Raw genomic sequence first — 16883 nt, forward strand, 5'->3', positions numbered from 1 at the left:
AGCGCCGGGCTCAGGCGCGATGCGAGCAGCAAGAATCCGCCGCGGCCCTCGCGGCGGGCGCCGGCTCGTAGCGGTCGTGGTGGCGCACCCACTCCATCTTGTGCGGCACGTCGCGCTCGCCGCGCCCCTCGGGCGTGAGGTCCATCAGGCTGTAGGCGCCCATCATCACTTCCACGCCGCGCCCGTAGGTCGAGTAGGTGTGGAAGACGTCGCCCGCGTCGTCCTTGTAGAACACGCTGACGCCGGGCGCCTCCGAGGCCGGGAATGCACGCCTGGCGTAGTTGTAGTCGACCTCGCCAGCGGCCAGTTCCTCGGGCGTGAAGCTGACGTGGAAGTCGTGGTTGAAGTCGCTGCCGTTGGACGACACCCAGTCGAACCGCCAGCCCATGCGCTCGCGGAAGCGGGCGATCTCTGCCAAGGGCGCGCGCGAGACGGCCACGAAGCTGATGTCGCGCTGCGCCAGGTGCACGTTCATGCCGTCGGTGTGGTCCGCCATGTAGGAGCAGCTCGGGCAGCCCTCGCCCCATCCCGGGCCGAGCATGAAGTGCTGCACCACCAGTTGGCGGCGGCTTTCGAACAACTCGGCCAGCGTGCGCTTGCCTTGGGGCGTGTCGAACACGTAGTTCTTGGAAACGCGCTCCCACGGCAGCGCGCGGCGTTCGCGGGCGATCTGGTCCTGCAGGCGCATCAGTTCCTTTTCTCGCGCCAGCAGCGTCCTGCGCTCGGCGAGCCAGCGATCGCCCGGCACGACGGGATGGTTCTGGATGGCTGACGGCTCGGCAATGGCTGTGTTCATGATTCAGTACTCCTTGCTGGAAAGTGATGAAGCGGCGATCAGGACCTGGCCGCCTTCGGGCGCCGCACGGCGCGGACCTTCCCGCTGTTGCCGCCGCCGCAATAGAAAAGGTCCGCCCCGTCGGACTCCAGCCCGCTCACTCCCACGCCGCGCGGCATTTCGAGCCGCTCGAGCACATCTCCGCTCCGTGCGTCGATGCGGCGGATGTCGCTCTGATCGTCCTCCCATGTGCCGTGCCACAGCTCGCCGTCGACCCAGGTCACGCCGGTGACGAAGCGGTTGGACTCGATGCTGCGCACGACCGCGCCGGTCTCGGGGTCGATCTGGTGGATCTTGCGGTTGCGGTACTCGCCCACCCACAGGCTGCCCTCGGCCCACGCCAGGCCGGAGTCGAGCCCCTTGCCCGGGGCCGGAATGGACGCCAGCACCTTGCCGCTGACGGGGTCGATCTTGTCGATGCGCGCATCGGCGATCTGGTAGAGGTGGGTGCCGTCGAAGGCCGTGCCGGCGTCGCAGGCCACGTCCAGCGTGCGCGTGGCCTCGCCGCTCGCGGGGTCGAAGGCCACCAGCGCGGCGCCGGTGGCGGCCCATACGCGCTGGCCGTCGTGCGTGACGCCGGCCACCTTGTCGGAGCCCGCGAAGGGTCCGTATTCGCGCACGATCTCTGCCGCGTGCACCGCGGCGCTGCCTGTCCTGTTGCTCATCGTTGGCTCCTGGTGCGCCTGACATGGCGCCCTGGAGACAACTTTATTCAATAGGCAGCGCGGAAGGGAGTAACAAGATCGTCGTGAATCCGGCCAGCGGTGGCGACAGCCAGCGGCGCGCCCTGGCCTGGCCGATGGAGCGCACGCGGCCCGCTTCTTCCAGCTCGGCCAGCGCGCGCTGCACAGTGCGCTGGCTCGCGCCCAGGGCCAGCGCCAGCGCCGATGTCGACCACGCCGCGCCGTCGGACAGCAGCGCCACCAGCGATGCCTGCTCGCCGTCGATGGGCGGCGCCAGCACGGCCACCGCGCGGTCGTCGCACGGCTTGAGGATGAAGCCGCGCGCCGTCGCCTCGATGCCGGCCAGCGATTTGACGAGCGCGCGCAGCCGGCCGATCTCGACCCGCAGGCGGGCGCGGTGCGTCTCGTCGGGGCGACGGGTGCGGAACGCGCATTCGATCAGCGCCTCTCGGTCAACATCGCCCGGCCAGGCCTCGGCGAGAGCGCGCGCCAGCGAGAACAGCACCGGCCGTCGCGCCAGCGGCTGCCAGCTGTCGCCCGCGCCCAGCCCGCGGCGGCAGGCGTCGACGACCAGCGCGTCGGACGCCAGCAGCGCGGCCACCTCGCCCAGCCGCAGCGTCTGTTCGCCCTCGGCGGACAGGCGTCGCGCCGCCGGGCGTTCCAGCGCCGAGCGCATCTCAGCCACTTCGGCCAGCAGCGCCGGCACATGCGCCTGCAGGGCGGCTTCCTGCGCGCGGCCCAGCGCAGCCTGCGCGTTGCCGATGCGCAGCGAGCGCAGTGCGAGTTCTGCCGAAGTAAGTTCGGCCACTGACGCCAGCGCAGGCGGAAGGCCGCGCGCGTCGAGCCTTGCCAGCGCTCCGGCGGCCTCGTCCAGCCGGCCGATCAGCAACAGGCGCCGCACCGCGATCAGCCGCGCCTGCAGCGCGTTGGCGTGGTCTTCCCGCGCCTCCAGCGTGGCCGCGGCCGCCGCCAAAGCGCGCGGCGAATCGCCGAGATCGCGCATGGCCATCGCCACCTCGGCTTCGGCGACCACGCAGCGCGCACGCGCGGTTTCTTCATGCGCGCCGAAATCGCGTGCGGCCCGGCGCAGCAACTCGCGGGCGCGCGCATGCTCGCCAAGCTGGGCCATCGCGATGCCGCGCAGCGCCAGCGCCGGCGGGTCGTCGCGCAAGGCCACCCGCTTCAGGGCGCCGAGCGCGTCGCCGGCGGCCAGGGCGCGCGCCGAGGCGGCAATCAGCGAATCCATGCGCAGCCCGCCGCGCGCATGTCGCGCCCGGGCCTCACAGCAGATTCGCCCGCTTGGCCTGCTCGGTCAGCTCCGCACGGAAGTCCGGATGCGCGATGGCGATCAACTCCCGCGCGCGCTGCCCGGCGGACTTGCCGCGCAACTGCGCCACGCCGTATTCGGTGACGACGTAGTTGATGTCGTTCTTGCTGGTGCTCACGTGCGTGCCCGGCGACAGCGACGGCACGATGCGCGAAACGGTGTCGCCCTTGGCGGCCGACGGCAGCACGATGAAGGCCTTGCCGCCGCGCGAGCGGTTGGCCGCCCGCACGAAGTCCGATTGCCCGCCGGTGCCCGAGTAAGGCGCATGCCCCAGGCTCTCGGAGCCGCACTGGCCCAGCAGGTCGATCTGCATCGTCGCGTTGATGGCCACCAGGTTGTCGTTGAGCCCCGCCAGCGCGGGGTCGTTGGTGAAGTTCACCGGGTGCATCTCGAGCGACGGATTGCGGTCCATGTAGCGGTAGAGCCTGTTCGACCCCAGCGCGAAGGTCGCGATCGACTTGCCCGGCAGGTAGTTCTTGCGCCGGTTCGTCACCGCGCCGCTTTCCACCAGCGTGAGGATGCCGTCGCCGATCATCTCGGTGTGGATGCCCAGGTCCCGCTTGCCGGTGAGCTGCATCACCACCGCGTCGGGAATGCCGCCGTAGCCGATCTGCAGCGTGGAGCCGTCGTCGATCAGCTCCGCCACGTATTTGCCGATGGACTCCTGCACGGGGCCGATCTTCGGCAGCCCGACTTCCATCACCGGCGCGTCGTTCTCCACCAGCGCCGCGACCTGCGACACATGCACATGGCAGGCGCCGCAGGCAAAGGGCACGTTCGGATTCACCTCCAGCACCACCGCGCGCGCCTTGGCGACGGCGGCCATGGTGTAGTCGGCGCCGAGGCTCAGCGAGAAGTAGCCGTGCGCGTCCATCGGCGATGCCATGGTGAACACCACCTCGGCCGGCACCTGTCCGCGCTCGATCAGCGCCGGAATCTCCGAAAAATAGTTGGGAATGAAGTCGATCCACCCCGCCTGCCCGCCCGCGCGCGTGGCACCGCCGAAGAACAGCGCGACATGGCGCACATGCTCGACGGTCTCCGGGTCGATGTAGGCGTACTTGCGCATCGCCAGGATCTGCGCCACCTTCACGCCGCGGAAGTCCCGGCGCTGCTCCGACAGCGCCGTGAGCAGCGTGGGCGGCTCGCCGACACCGGTCGGCACGATGATCATGTCGCCGTCGCGCACCTGCTGGCGTACGGCATCGGCGGCGGAAACGAGCTTGCGCTGGTAGAGGTCCTGGATCGTCATGAAGCTTTGTGCGTTGTCTCTGTTCGTTGTATGTGCGCCCGGGTCCGTTGCCGGTCAACGGGGTGCGTCGCGCTTCGCGTCGTAGCCGCCCCGGCGCGCGGCCTGGTTGCAGCGGGCGCGGAACACCAGCGCCTGCTGCGCCTCGGCGACGTTGGCCGCATCGCCCTTCCACGCATCGAGCGCCGGCTGCTGCACCGCGCGCGAGAAAGAAAAGGTCAGCGCCCACGGCAGGCGCGATTTGTGCCGGGTGTTCATCGCATCCAGCCGCGCCGAGGCCAGTTGTGCGGACTGCCCGCCCGACAGGAACGCGACGCCCGGCACCGCGGCGGGCACGGCGCGCAGCAGGCCGGCCACGGTGGCGTCGGCCACCGCCTCGACCGAATCCTGCGTGGCGGCTTTCTCGCCGGGCAGCACCATGTTCGGCTTGAGCAGCATGCCTTCGAGCAGCACGCCCTGCGCGAGCAGTTGGGCGAAGGTGCGGTGCAGCACTTCTTCGGTCACCTCGGCGCAGCGCGCGAGGGAATGGCCGCCGTCCATCAGCACCTCGGGCTCGACGATGGGCACGAGCCCGGCCTCCTGGCACAGCGCGGCGTAGCGCGCGAGCGCATGGGCATTGACGTCGATGCAGGCCGGCGTGGGCAGGCCCGCGCCCGGGCCGTCCGCGATGGCGATCACGCCGCGCCATTTCGCGAAGCGCGCGCCCATGCCGGCGTACTCGGCGAGCCGCTCGCGCAGGCCGTCCAGGCCTTCGGTGACGGTCTCTCCAGGGTGCCCGGCCAGCGGCTTGGCACCCATGTCGACCTTGATGCCGGGCACGATGCCCACGTCGGACAGCGCCTGGGCAAAGGGCTTGCCCGCGTCGGTCCGCTGGCGGATCGTCTCGTCGAAAAGGATCGCGCCACTGATGCTCTCGCCCAGGCCCGGCGCGGTGACGATCAGCTCGCGCCAGTCGCGCCGCGCCGCCTCGGTCTGCGGAATGCCCAGCGCGGCGAAGCGCTTGTTGCAGGTGGCGTTGCTCTCGTCCATGGCGAGCAGGCCCTTGTCGCCGGCGACGAGCGCGCTGGCGGTATCGATCAACGTCTGTGCATTCATGAGTCGTGACACCTCTCTGGCGGCCATCCTACGCCCTCCCCGGCCACTCGTTAACACCGCGAACCTGATCGCTGGCCGACTTGGCATTGCAGCTATGCGGCGCTCCGGGTCTTTGCCAAGGTGACGCGAACGCGCATTAACCTTCGCGCGTCGGGACGGAAAGGAACTCAGGATGAACGGCAAGTCACGAGAATGTCATGCGCGGCGCGCCAACGCGGCCACCTTGCTGTCTGGCATTTCGCTTGCCGCCGCTGTGTTCGGAACGCCCTGCGCGTTCGCGGAACTGGGCGGCGCTCCTACCATGGGGCCGTCACAGCGGGTCACCAACGCATCGCGCAAGGCCGCAGCACCTGCGGCCGCCGACGCGGCCAAGGCCACCGCGGCGAACAGCTGGACCATGCGAGAGACCACGCAGCCCGACGGGCTGGTCGAGCGCGAATACCTGAACTCCGACGGCGTGGTCTTCGCGGTGGCATGGCGCGGCTCCCGCCGGCCCGAGCTTTCGGTGTTGCTGGGCACGCAGTACGCCACGCAGATGTCCCGCAGGGCGCGCGAACTGCGCCAGCAGGGCCGGGGCTCGCATGGCTCCACTTCTCAGGTGGACGACACGTTCGCGGTGCACGCCTCGGCGCACCAGCGCTCGTCGACGGGCATCGCCTGGCTGCCACGGCTGCTGCCGCCCGGGCTCGATCCGGACACGCTATCCATCCCGCAAGACTCCTGAACCCATCCACCCTCCCGCAAGCAGCCACCATGCCCATGGAACCACGACAAGCAGGCAGCCCGCGCGCCGCCGCCGGCGCCCGGGCGCTGATTCTCAAAGCGGCGGCCATGGCGGCATGCGCCGCAGGCCTGCTGGTACTCGCTGCCTGTGGCGGTGGCGGGGGCGGCGGAGGCGGCGGCGCACTGCCGATCGCGCTGCTGCCGACCACCACCGGCACCCCGGCGGCGACACCCACACCCACATCCACACCCACCACGAGTTCGCAGAACTCCATGTCCCTCACCGTGTCGCGCGGAACGGACACGAGCGGCGTCAACCTCCCGCAAGTCAGCGTGAAACTCTGCGCACCGGGCACCGGCACCTGCCAGACGATCGACAACGTGCTGGTCGACACCGGTTCCACCGGCATACGCATCGCCGCCTCCGCGCTTAGTTCTTCGATGCTGGCGGCGCTGCCGCAGGAGTCGGTGAGCGGCGCGCCGCTGAACGCCTGCGAGCAGTTCCTCGACGGCTACACATGGGGAACCATGCGCACGGCCGACATCACGCTGGGGCCGAAGTCGGCGGCGGCGCAACCGCTGCAGATCACCGGCGACACCGCGGCGGGCGCCGTGCCCAGCGCATGCTCCGACAACGGCACGCTGCAGGCCGAAAACACGCCCGCGGAGCTGGGAACGAACGGCATCATCGGCGTGGCCGCCTTCCTGCAGGACTGCGGCAGCGCATGCGCGCAGAAGGCGGTCACGGCCACCTACTACACCTGCCAGGCGGGCGCGCAGTGCCAGAACACGGCGGTGCCGCTCGCCCAGCAGGCGCAGAACATCGTCGCCAGCTTCGCGCAGGACAACAACGGCGTGGTGCTCGGGCTGCCCGCGATTTCCTCGGCTGGCCAGGGCGTGACCGTCGGCACGCTCTACTTCGGCGTTGCCACGCAGGCCAACAACGCCATGACCGGCGCGACGGTGCTGCAGACCAACCCGCGCACGCTGCGCGTTTCGGCCACCTACAAGAACAGCAGCTTTCCCGACAGCTTCCTGGACAGCGGATCGAACTTCCTGTTCCTGAACGATTCGACGATCGCCCAGTGCGCCAAGGGCAGTACGTACCAAGGCTTCTACTGCCCGCCCAGTTCGCTCGACCTCAGCGCCAGTTTCACGGCGGCCACGGGGCCCGCGCTGAGCCAGAGCTTTGCCATCGCGAACGCGCAGTCGCTGTTCACGAGCAACCCGGGCGCGGTGGCGGTCAACAACGTGGCTGCTGCGAGCATCGGCAGCGCCATCGACTTCGGCCTTCCGTTCTTCTACGGCAGGCTCGTCGCGGTGCTCAACGAGGGGCAGTCCGCGCTGGGCCAGCAAGGGCCGTTCACCGCATTGGCGTCGCCTTGAATCCGGGCGGCTAGATCACGTTCTTCTCGAGCAGCGGCCTGTTCTGGAGGATGCGCGTGAAAGACAGCGCACCCAGGTCGAGGCTGCGATAGCCGCCGAAGCGGATCAGCTCCGCCACGCCCCGCCCGGCCGCCGGGCACTGCTGCAGGCCGTGGCCCGAAAAGCCGTTCGCAAAGTACAGGTTGCCGCACGCCGGGTGCAGGCCGAGGATGGCGTTATGGTCGAACACGTTCATCTCGTAGTACCCGGCCCACGCACCGGTCATGCGGATGGCCTCGAAGGCAGGCACGCGCTCGGCCAGCGCGGGCCAGATGAAGCTGTCGAAGGCCTCGTACTCCACGTCCAGCGGCTGGTCGTCGAGGTCCTGCGCCGCGGGCGGCGCGAAGCCGCAGATGAACTGCCGGCCTTCGGGCCGCAGCCAGATGCCCGATGTGTCGATGACCAGCGGGCAGCCCGGCAGCGCGTCGGGGCAGGAGAAGCTGAACACGCTGCGGCGCCGGCCGCGCACCGGCAACTCGATGCCGGCCCAGCCCGCCACCGTTGCGGCCCACGCGCCCGCAGCGTTGACGACCACGTCGGCGTCCAGCGTCTCGCCGTTGCCTAGCTGCACGCCGGTCAGCCGGCGGCCGTCGCGGCGCAGGCCCGTCGCGTGCGCCTGCACATAGCGGGCGCCTTGCGACGCGGCCTTCCTGCGAAAGGCCTGCAGCAGGCTGTAGCCGTCATACCAGCCTTCACCTGACAACCCGAGCGACGCCAGCGCGACACCCTCGGCCGATATCCACGGGAAACGCGCCTTCAGCTCGTCGGGGGTCAACAGCACCACGTCGACCGCGTGCGCCTTCTGCATCGCATGGTTCTCGCGCAGCACGTCCACGCCGGCCGGTGAGGCCAGGTACAGGTAGCCGGGCTCGACGAGCCCGATGTCGGGCACCTCGTCGCCCACCCGCAGCGTCTGGCCGAGCGCGCGCATGAAGTGAATGCCGTAGCGCGACATCTCGATGTTGATCGCGGTGGAAAACTGCTGGCGGATGGAGCTGGCCGACAGCGCCGACGAAGCCTGCCGGTACGAGAAATCGCGCTCGACCACCGCGATGTCGAAGGGCTCCTGCTCCGGATCGCAGCTCAGGAAGTAAGCGATGGCGGAGCCGATGGCCCCGCCGCCGATGATCACCACACGACGCATGAAATGCCTTTCTTGCCGGCCGCCATCCATGGCGCCACCGCCAGCGTATCCACAAATGCCGCGCGGCGCCTGCGTGGCGGCACGCAAAATAGCGTCGCGGACCCCGCCTCCCCGGGCACGATGGGTGCTTCGCCGAAAGAGACTGAGACAACTGCTGGCAATCGATGAGAAAAGACATTCCCAACCTCGGCGCGCTGCAGGCCTTCGAGGCCTCGGCGCGGCTGGGGAGCTTCACCCGCGCGGCCGCCGAACTCGCGCTCACGCAAAGCGCCGTCGGGCGGCAGGTGGCCATGCTCGAGCAGCGGCTGGGCGTGCCGCTGTTCTCGCGCGTGCGGCGCCGGCTCACGCTGACCGACGTGGGCCGCGAATACGCTGCGCGCATCCGCCGCCACCTCGACCAGATCCGCCGCGACACGCTGGAGATCAGCGCCGGCCACGAGATGGGCTTCGTGCTCGAACTGGCCGTGGTGCCCACCTTCGCCACGCAGTGGCTCATACCGCGCCTGCCGGAGTTCAGCAAGCTGCATCCGAACATCACCGTCAACCTGTCGGCGCGCTCGCAGCCCTTTTCCTTCCAGGAGAACGCCTACGACGCGGCCATCTATTTCGGCGACCAGTTCTGGCCGAACACGCGCGGCGGGCTGATCTTTGCCGAAGGCGAGATGGTGCCCATCTGCAGCCCTGCCTTCCGCGATGCCAACGGCCCATGGGACGAAGCCGGCTTCGAGCGCTGCCGCCACGTGCACCTGAGCACGCGCGCCCACGCCTGGCGCGACTGGTATGCGCAGCAGGGCTGGGAATACACGGTGCATGCGTCGCGCGGGCCGCGCTACGAGCTGTTCACCATGGTGGTGGCGGCCACCGCCGCCGGCATGGGCGTCGGCCTTGCGCCGCGCATCCTGGTGGAACATGAGCTGAAGACCGGCGAACTGGTGATACCGGTCGACCGGCACCTGGACGTGCGCCAGGGCTACTACTTTGCCTACCCGGAAGGCCGGCCGGCCTCCGGGGCGCTGGAGCACTTCAAGCGGTGGGTGCTCGGGCTGACGCCCGGATAGCCGGGCATGCTCGAACACCTCATCCAATTCCGTCAAAGGTGAAAAGACACATGGCAGCATCGCCGCTTTCACAGCAGCCTCCTGCGCAGGCGCACCTGGCAGCTTCCCGGCGTTTCGGCCTCGTGGCCAATCGCCTGCACCGGCAGGAAGGCGTCGGCGCATTGGGCCGATGGGCCGAGGCCTGCGAGGCCGGCATCCGCACGCTGAACCTGGGCCTCCTTGCGGTGGGCGGCACGCACGACGCGCTGGTGCGCGACGGCCTGCTCGCAAGCCATGCGCCGCTTGCGCGCCTGCCTCACGGCCCCGACGGCGGGCTCATGCGGCTGGTGTCGCGGATCTCCGGCGGCCTGGTGCCGGCCGATGAAATCGACGGCGTGATCTATTTCATCGACCCGGTCGATCCGTCTTCCCTGTACCCCGAGGCACAGGCGCTGAAGCGCCAGTGCGTGATTCACGGCAAGCCTTTTCTCTCGACCGCGGCCGGTGCGCGGGAATGGATCGCGATCGAGCTGGCACTGGCCGGCCACGCCACCGGCAACGCGTTCGTGCCCCGCGAGGAGCAGACCGTTGCGCTCATTGCGCACGATGCCCTGAAGCAGCGGATGGTCGCGTTTGCCGCGCTGCACTTCGATCTTCTCTCCGGCTTCCGCAACCGCGTGGCGACCGGCACGACCGGCGGCCTGCTGAACGACCTGGCATGGTCGCGCGGATGGCCGTCGGATGTGCCGTGGGTCACCCGCTACCAGAGCGGCCCGCTCGGCGGCGACGCGCAGATCGCCGAACTGGTGCTGGACCGCCGCTGCCACAAGGTCATCTTCTTCGAAGACCCGCATGTGGCGCGGCAGCATGAAGCCGACATCCAGTTGCTCGAGCGCGCCGTCTGCAGCGCGACCGAGGAAACCACCTGCTTCAACTCGCCGGCCATGGCCGAGCGGTGGGCGCAGGCACTGCGCGTGGCGATGCCTGCTCGATAACATCGACCGATGCAGATTTCCCTCGAAAGCCCCGCCCAGCCCGACGTCATCCAGCTCATCGACGATCTCGACGCTTACCAGAAGCCGCTCTATCCACCGGAGAGCCATCACGGCATCGACATCGCGGCGCTCTCCGCGCCCAACGTGCTGTTCGCCGTGGCGCGCGACCACGAGGGCAAGGCCGTCGGCTGCGGCGCCATCGTCGTGGGCCCGGAGTTCGGCGAGCTCAAGCGCATGTTCGTGCGGCCCGAGAACCGGGGGCAAGGCATCGCGGCCAGGGTGCTGGACTTTCTGGAGCGCGAAGCCGCGGCGAAGGGCTGCACGACCTTCATGCTGGAAACCGGACCGCGCCAGCCCGAGGCGATTGCGCTCTATGCGCGCTCGGGCTATTTGCCGCGCGGCCCGTTCGGCAGCTACGGCCCCGATCCGTTCAGCGTCTTCATGCAGAAGGCGCGCGCCTAGCTTTTTCGGCCCCGTCGGCAAACAGTTGCAGGAGGAGGACGCGCAGCCGCGTCATCGCGGCCGTCCGCCCGGCTCTCGAGCCGTATGTCCATGGCGATGAAGTCCGGTTCACCGCGGCCTGCTGGATGGTCGCGGCGCATGCGTCGGCGAGAGGCGTTCAGGCCGGGTGACGCGATGGAGCTCGTGCTGCATGAAGTGTCGTGTCGATCAGTTCGATTCGACGATGCATTTCGTCATTGATCAAGCGGACGAGCGAACTCAACTCGGTGCGTGTCGGATAGACCTGCTCTGTGTCTGCCAACTCGAGCGGCACCAAGAGTTTCTCGAGGCATACGTAAGCACGCCACACCTCGCGCAGGCTGTCGATGTCGTCACACGCCTGCAGTGCAATGGAATCCGCATCCGTGGCCTGCGGTGGCAGCGGTGGAGTCAAAAGCGTCGGCATGACGTCAGGCGTCGTGTCAAGTGGAGTGCCTTCCTCGTCGATCGGAGAGGAAGGCAGCATGGAAGAGCGTGTGGGCATAGGAATCTGCGGCTTGGATCGCAGAGGTGCTTTGGGACGCCAATCCCAAGCACGCCTTTTTTTGACGTGCGAAAGGCAGTGTATCTCTTGGCCGGAGCAGGCCCGTTGATCGACCGATTGCAATGCACGTTGTCGATACAGCGACGGCTATGAAGCAAGCAACCTGCGCCGCAGCCAAGCATTCATCGGCTCAGAATAGAAGCGCGCAATGGCCCAGGCCACAGCCACGGACGCCGCTACGAAAAACACCAGCGCCGGCAGCTTCCACTCGGGTTGCATCTGCCCGCGCGCCACGACGCCGCGCATCAGGCCCAGCACGATGATGTGGAACAGGTACAGCTCGTAGCTGTGCCGCCCCAGCCACCGAAGACCCGCGAGCGCCCTGCTGCGCAGCGCCCATGCCGATACCTTCTCGTTGTGCGCGCCGACCAGCAGGACCGCGGTTCCGGCTGCGATGGCGGTGAAGCCGAAGATTTCGTTGCCGTGGATCCCGCGCAGGTACGTCACTGCCAGGAGGCACGCCGCGGCCAGCTGGATCTGGCGGCCGGCCCATCCGTGCAGGCCGACCCGCTGCGCGACCAGCGCCGCGCAGCAGCCGAAGGCCACGGCGTCGAAGCATGCGAGATAGCCGTACATGAAGTAGATCTCGTCGTGCGCGTGGAAGCTTCGATAGCCCGGCCCCGCGACGATCGCCACCAGCCACACGGCGACGATGGCCCACTGCCGCTTCAGCCCGAAGCACAGCAGCGGGAACGCGAGGTAGAACACCTCCTCCACCGAGAGCGACCAGTAGATGTTCATCGCGTAGTTGAAGTACCACGCATGCTGCATCAGCAGGTTGTGCCAGAAGGTCAGCACAGACAGCACCGCCACCGGATAGCCGACCTGCGGCCACCCCGGCTTGGCGATGTTCATGAACGCCGGCTGCCCGAGCAGGCCGAGCCCGACGATGACCGCCAGCGCCACCGCCAGGCAAGGAACGATGCGCGCGAAGCGAAAGGCGTAGAAGCCGCGCACGTCCACGTTGCCCAGGCTGCCGTAGCGCTTCAGCGTGGTCGAGGTGATGAGGTAGCCCGACACCACGAAGAACATGGTGACGCCGTAGTTGCCGTTGATCGCCAGGGACTTGATGAAAACAGCCGGCAGCAGGTCGGCCAGCGGGCTGTCCACCAGCGAGTACGACAGGTGGAAGTGAAGCAGGAGCACCAGCGAGATGGCGATACCGCGCAGGACGTCGATCCTGAAATTGCGGGGTTGGACGGACGAACCGGAAAGCAACGACATCGGGAAAACACCTAGAAACAGAATCCGGGCGAGCTTACGCGACCACCGCCAGAGGGAAAGCGCCCCGCCGCGAAGCGCTGCCGAATCCCTTCGACGCTGGCCCGGTATTTGCGTCAGCGATCAGAAATGACAGAAAATTTTCTTGTTTGACTTATATTTGTAAACTGGTTTTCAAAAAAAGCACACTTTCGGGCGCTACGCACCTTTCATGAACAGCACCGTCGACACCCAAGGCACCACCGTGGCACAGCGCATCGCGCAAGCGCTGCCACGGTTGACGCGCTCGCATCGCCAAGTGGCCGACTACGTGCTCGAGCACCCGCTGCAGGTCGCGACGCTGCCCATCGACGAGCTGGCCGCCGTGGTCGGCGTGTCGGTGGCCACGGCCAACCGTTTCGCGCGCGCGCTGGATTTCGACGGCTACGCCACCTTCCGTGCCGAGCTGGTGCGCGGCTTCGAGCCGCTGGTGGCGCCGGTGGAGCGCATGCGCGGCAACCTGGAGCGGCCGACCACCGTGGCCGAGGTGTTCGCCACGGCGCTCGACGAGAGCCGCCGCAACATCGAAGCCACGCGCCAGACGCTGGACTACGCCGCCTGCGAGGCAGCGGTCGAGCGCATCGGCAAGGCGCGTTCGATCTACATCGCCGGCTTCGGCGCGAGCGCCTGGCTGGCGGGCCTGCTGCAGCACGGCCTGGATGGCAGCTGCAGCGACGTGCGCCTGCTCTCCAGCGTGAGCGGCGTGACGCATTCGGCGCGCACCCTGATGCACGCGGGTCCGCAGGACCTTTTCATCGGCCTGACATTCCCGCGCTACCTGACCGACACCGTGGCACTGGCGCAGATCGCGCGCGCCCAGGGCTGCGCCCTGCTCGCGCTGACCGACCGCCCCAGCTCGCCGCTCGCGCCGCTGGCCGACGTGGTGCTGTACTGCCAGACCGAAACCAGCTACCGCCCGAACTGCGAGACCAGCGTGCTCGCGCTGGTCGAGGCACTGACCAGCGCCGTCGCCTTGCGCGCGCCCGATCCGGTGCAGTCCGCCGGCCGCATCCTGCAGGCGGTGCGCCCGTGGCTGCACGGTGCCAACGGCCTCCTGCGCGCGAACGGCGCCAATGCCGCCACCCCTCCCGATGCCGCCGCCCCGAACGGCGACGGCCCGAAAAAGAAGAAAGCTCCCCGATGACCCAGACCCACGTGCCCGTGATCGCCATCCACGGCGGCGCCGGCACCATCAGCGCCGCCACGACCAGCGCCGAACAGGCGCAGGCCTACCACGACGCGCTGAACCGCATCGTCGCCGCCGCGCAGTCGGCGCTGCTCGCGGGCGCGTCCGCTATCGACGCCGCCTGCCTGGCGGTCGAATTGCTCGAAGAGTGCCCGCTGTTCAATGCCGGCCACGGCGCCGTGTTCACGCACGACGAAACCCATGAACTCGACGCCGCCGTGATGGACGGCGCCACGCTCGCCGCCGGCGCGATTGCCGGCGTGTGCCACGTCCGCCGCCCTGTGCGCGCCGCGCGCGCCGTGATGGAAGACGGCGCCCATGTGCTGCTGGCCGGCGCGGGTGCCGAGGCCTTCGCGCGCGAACACGGGCTGGAGATGGTCGAGCCTTCGTTCTTCTCCACCGAAGCGCGCCGCGAGCAGCTTTATCGCGTGCGCGGCACCGGCCGCGTGGTGACCGACCATGAAGGCGCGTCCATGACGGCCGCGCCCGCCACCCCGCTGGACGAAGACAGGAAGTTCGGCACCGTCGGCGCCGTGGCGCTCGACATGCACGGCCACGTCGCCGCCGCCACCTCGACCGGCGGCATGACCAACAAGCGCGTCGGCCGCGTCGGCGATTCGCCGCTCATCGGCGCCGGCACCTATGCCGACGACCGCACCGCGGCCGTGTCCTGCACCGGCAGCGGCGAGATGTTCATCCGCGTCGCCGCCGCCTACGACGTGTGCGCGCGCATGGCCTACGCCGGCGCCACGCTCGAGGCCGCCACGCATGCCGTGGTGCAGCAGTCGCTGCCGGCCATCGGCGGCACCGGCGGCCTGATCGCCGTCGACCGCCACGGCAACCTGAGCCTGGCCTTCAACACCGAAGGCATGTACCGCGGCCACGCGCGCGGCAACGAAGCGCCCCAGACAGCCATCTTCGCCTGACGCTGCCGCACGCCACCTTTTTCTCTCGCACTCCCATGTCCACCCCTGCCCTCGCCCTGCCGGACGGCCGCGTCCTCGCCGTCGACGACCTCACCGTGCGCTTCTCGACTTCCGAGCGCACGGTCGATGCCGTCAAGAAACTGTCTTTCCACGTCGACCACGGCGAAACGCTCGCGGTGGTGGGCGAATCGGGCTCGGGCAAGTCGGTCACCTCGCTCGCGCTGATGCGGCTGGTGGAGCACGGCGGCGGGCGCATCCTCAACGGAAGCATGATGTTCCGCCGCCGCAACGGCGAAGTGCTCGACCTGGCCCAGGCGCGCGACAGCGCGATGCGCGGCATCCGCGGCGCCGACATCGCGATGATCTTCCAGGAGCCGATGACGTCGCTGAACCCGGTGTTCACCGCCGGCGACCAGATCGCCGAGGCCATCCGCATCCACCAGGGCAAGAGCGACTCGGCCGCGCGCGCCGAAGCGCTGCGCATGCTGGAGCTGGTGCGCATTCCGGAAGCGCGCAACGTGCTCGACCGCTTCCCGCACCAGCTGTCGGGCGGCATGCGCCAGCGCGTGATGATCGCGATGGCGCTGTCGTGCAAGCCGCAGCTGCTGATTGCCGACGAGCCCACCACCGCGCTCGACGTGACGATCCAGGCGCAGATCCTCCAGCTCATCCGCGAGCTGCAGAAAGAGATGCGCATGGGCGTGCTCTTCATCACGCACGACATGGGCGTGGTGGCCGAGATTGCCGACCGCGTGCTGGTGATGTACCGCGGCGACAAGGTCGAAGCCGGCAGCTCCGACACCGTGTTCGCGGCGCCGCAGCACCCCTACACCCGCGCGCTGCTGTCGGCCGTGCCCAAGCTGGGCGCCATGCAGGGCACCGACCTGCCGGCCAAGTTCGAGCTGCTGCGCACCGAAAGCCCGGCCGATGCAGCCCCGCCCGAACCCGCGACGCCGCAGGACACCGTGCGCGCCGACGCCGGCCCGATTCTTCGCGTGCGCGACCTCGTGACGCGCTTCGACGTGCGCAGCGGCCTCTTCGGCCGCGTGAAGCGCCGCGTGCATGCGGTGGAGAAGATCAGCTTCGACCTGTACCCCGGCGAAACGCTGGCGCTGGTCGGCGAATCGGGCTGCGGCAAGTCGACCACCGGCCGCTCGCTGCTGCGCCTGGTCGAGAGCCAGAGCGGCGCCATCGAATTCGGCGGCCAGAACATCCGCGAACTGCCCACGCGCGAGCTGCAGGCGCTGCGCCGCAACATCCAGTTCATCTTCCAGGACCCCTTCGCCTCGCTCGACCCGCGCGTGACGGTGGGCTTCTCGATCATGGAGCCGCTGCTGATCCACGGCATCGCCAAGGGCGCCGAGGCGCAGCAGCGCGTGGACTGGCTGCTGCAGAAGGTCGGCCTGCCGCCGGAAGTGGCGCAGCGCTATCCGCACGAGTTCTCGGGCGGCCAGCGCCAGCGCATCGCCATCGCGCGCGCCCTGGCGCTGAACCCCAAGGTGGTGGTGGCCGACGAGTCGGTGTCCGCGCTCGACGTGTCGATCCAGGCGCAGATCGTGAACCTGATGCTCGACCTGCAGCGCGAGCTGGGCGTGGCCTTCCTGTTCATCTCGCACGACATGGCGGTGGTGGAGCGCATCAGCCACCGCGTGGCCGTGATGTACCTCGGCCAGATCGTCGAGATCGGCCCGCGCCGCGCGGTGTTCGAAGCACCGCAGCACGCCTACACCCGCAAGCTGATGGCCGCGGTGCCGGTGGCAGACCCGTCGCGCCGCCACAAGCCGCGCGCGCTGCTCGAAGGCGAGATTCCCAGCCCGATCCGCGCGGTGGGCGACGAGCCCGATGTGCCGCCGCTGGTGCAGGTGGCGCCCGGCCACTTCGTGGCACGCCACGCCATCGGCGGCGCGTTCTGACCTTCTTCAACTCATTTTTCTCAACCCGCAGGCCCCCTCC

At 69.0% G+C, this 16883-nt stretch carries 16 protein-coding genes and 1 pseudogene; 9 read left to right on the forward strand and 8 right to left on the reverse strand.

Translation table 11 applies throughout. The features are described from left to right. Window positions 1-10 precede the first annotated feature (10 nt). Genes WIX39_RS18465 through WIX39_RS18485 form a run of 5 tightly spaced genes read right to left on the reverse strand, consistent with a single transcriptional unit; the run spans window position 11 to window position 5189 of the window. The gene (locus WIX39_RS18465; RefSeq protein WP_409195553.1) at window positions 11-796 is read right to left on the reverse strand and encodes a DUF899 domain-containing protein; all 786 of its coding nucleotides are present in this window, start codon (window positions 794-796) and stop codon (window positions 11-13) included. Between the two features lie 38 nt (window positions 797-834). After that, window positions 835-1500 carry a Vgb family protein gene (locus WIX39_RS18470; RefSeq protein WP_409195554.1) on the reverse strand — a complete coding sequence of 222 codons (666 nt, stop codon included), beginning with the start codon at window positions 1498-1500 and terminating at the stop codon, window positions 835-837. Window positions 1501-1543: 43 nt separating this feature from the next. Further along, window positions 1544-2764, reverse strand: coding sequence for a helix-turn-helix domain-containing protein (locus WIX39_RS18475; protein WP_409195555.1), 1221 nt, complete (start codon window positions 2762-2764; stop codon window positions 1544-1546). A gap of 34 nt (window positions 2765-2798) precedes the next feature. Beyond that, entirely contained in the window at window positions 2799-4097 is a 1299-nt protein-coding gene (locus tag WIX39_RS18480; protein ID WP_409195556.1) for an acetyl-CoA hydrolase/transferase family protein, read from the reverse strand. A 54-nt stretch (window positions 4098-4151) separates the two neighbouring features. Continuing rightward, a complete protein-coding gene (locus tag WIX39_RS18485; protein WP_409195557.1) occupies window positions 4152-5189 on the reverse strand; it encodes a class I fructose-bisphosphate aldolase in 1038 nt (345 codons plus the stop codon). Window positions 5190-5361: 172 nt separating this feature from the next. On the opposite strand from WIX39_RS18485, the gene WIX39_RS18490 reads away from it, so the two are divergent. Together WIX39_RS18490 and WIX39_RS18495 are read left to right on the forward strand one after the other, a co-directional pair. Next, window positions 5362-5913: a DUF2844 domain-containing protein gene (locus tag WIX39_RS18490; RefSeq protein ID WP_409195558.1), complete on the forward strand. Its 552-nt coding sequence runs from the start codon at window positions 5362-5364 to the stop codon at window positions 5911-5913. A 35-nt stretch (window positions 5914-5948) separates the two neighbouring features. Beyond that, window positions 5949-7298 carry a DUF3443 family protein gene (locus tag WIX39_RS18495; RefSeq protein ID WP_409195559.1) on the forward strand — a complete coding sequence of 450 codons (1350 nt, stop codon included), beginning with the start codon at window positions 5949-5951 and terminating at the stop codon, window positions 7296-7298. 10 nt (window positions 7299-7308) lie between these two features. On the opposite strand, the gene WIX39_RS18500 is transcribed toward WIX39_RS18495, so the two are convergent. Further along, the gene (locus WIX39_RS18500; protein ID WP_409195560.1) at window positions 7309-8481 is read right to left on the reverse strand and encodes an NAD(P)/FAD-dependent oxidoreductase; all 1173 of its coding nucleotides are present in this window, start codon (window positions 8479-8481) and stop codon (window positions 7309-7311) included. Window positions 8482-8645: 164 nt separating this feature from the next. Between WIX39_RS18500 and WIX39_RS18505 the strand changes: the two genes are divergently transcribed. From WIX39_RS18505 to WIX39_RS18520, 4 genes and pseudogenes are all read left to right on the forward strand, one after another. Further along, window positions 8646-9539 carry a LysR substrate-binding domain-containing protein gene (locus WIX39_RS18505; protein ID WP_285410725.1) on the forward strand — a complete coding sequence of 298 codons (894 nt, stop codon included), beginning with the start codon at window positions 8646-8648 and terminating at the stop codon, window positions 9537-9539. Window positions 9540-9589: 50 nt separating this feature from the next. Then, on the forward strand, window positions 9590-10513 hold the full coding sequence (locus WIX39_RS18510) for a methylglyoxal synthase (protein ID WP_409195561.1): 924 nt from the start codon (window positions 9590-9592) through the stop codon (window positions 10511-10513). A gap of 9 nt (window positions 10514-10522) precedes the next feature. Beyond that, on the forward strand, window positions 10523-10975 hold the full coding sequence (locus WIX39_RS18515) for a GNAT family N-acetyltransferase (protein ID WP_285410728.1): 453 nt from the start codon (window positions 10523-10525) through the stop codon (window positions 10973-10975). Window positions 10976-11013: 38 nt separating this feature from the next. Beyond that, a pseudogene (locus WIX39_RS18520) lies at window positions 11014-11145 on the forward strand (SAM-dependent methyltransferase); the annotation flags it as partial. Here the strand turns inward: WIX39_RS18520 and WIX39_RS18525 are convergent. Both WIX39_RS18525 and WIX39_RS18530 read right to left on the reverse strand, forming a co-directional pair. Further along, window positions 11133-11420 (reverse strand): hypothetical protein, encoded by a 288-nt coding sequence (locus tag WIX39_RS18525; protein WP_409195562.1) that lies wholly within the window; start codon window positions 11418-11420, stop codon window positions 11133-11135. The pseudogene WIX39_RS18520 and the gene WIX39_RS18525 sit on opposite strands and share 13 nt — an antisense overlap. 225 nt (window positions 11421-11645) lie before the next feature. Further along, entirely contained in the window at window positions 11646-12782 is a 1137-nt protein-coding gene (locus WIX39_RS18530; protein WP_409195563.1) for an acyltransferase family protein, read from the reverse strand. A gap of 208 nt (window positions 12783-12990) precedes the next feature. Between WIX39_RS18530 and WIX39_RS18535 the strand changes: the two genes are divergently transcribed. The 3 genes from WIX39_RS18535 to WIX39_RS18545 are packed head-to-tail and all read left to right on the forward strand — an operon-like array spanning window position 12991 to window position 16843. Then, window positions 12991-13962 (forward strand): MurR/RpiR family transcriptional regulator, encoded by a 972-nt coding sequence (locus WIX39_RS18535; protein ID WP_106934350.1) that lies wholly within the window; start codon window positions 12991-12993, stop codon window positions 13960-13962. Then, the gene (locus WIX39_RS18540; RefSeq protein ID WP_409195564.1) at window positions 13959-14930 is read left to right on the forward strand and encodes an isoaspartyl peptidase/L-asparaginase family protein; all 972 of its coding nucleotides are present in this window, start codon (window positions 13959-13961) and stop codon (window positions 14928-14930) included. The genes WIX39_RS18535 and WIX39_RS18540 overlap by 4 nt, the downstream gene beginning before the upstream one ends. A 35-nt stretch (window positions 14931-14965) precedes the next feature. Next, entirely contained in the window at window positions 14966-16843 is a 1878-nt protein-coding gene (locus WIX39_RS18545; protein WP_106934348.1) for a dipeptide ABC transporter ATP-binding protein, read from the forward strand. Window positions 16844-16883 lie beyond the last annotated feature (40 nt).

The organism is Variovorax sp. AB1(2024), assembly GCF_037482385.2.
Classification (GTDB): Bacteria; Pseudomonadota; Gammaproteobacteria; order Burkholderiales; family Burkholderiaceae_C; genus Variovorax.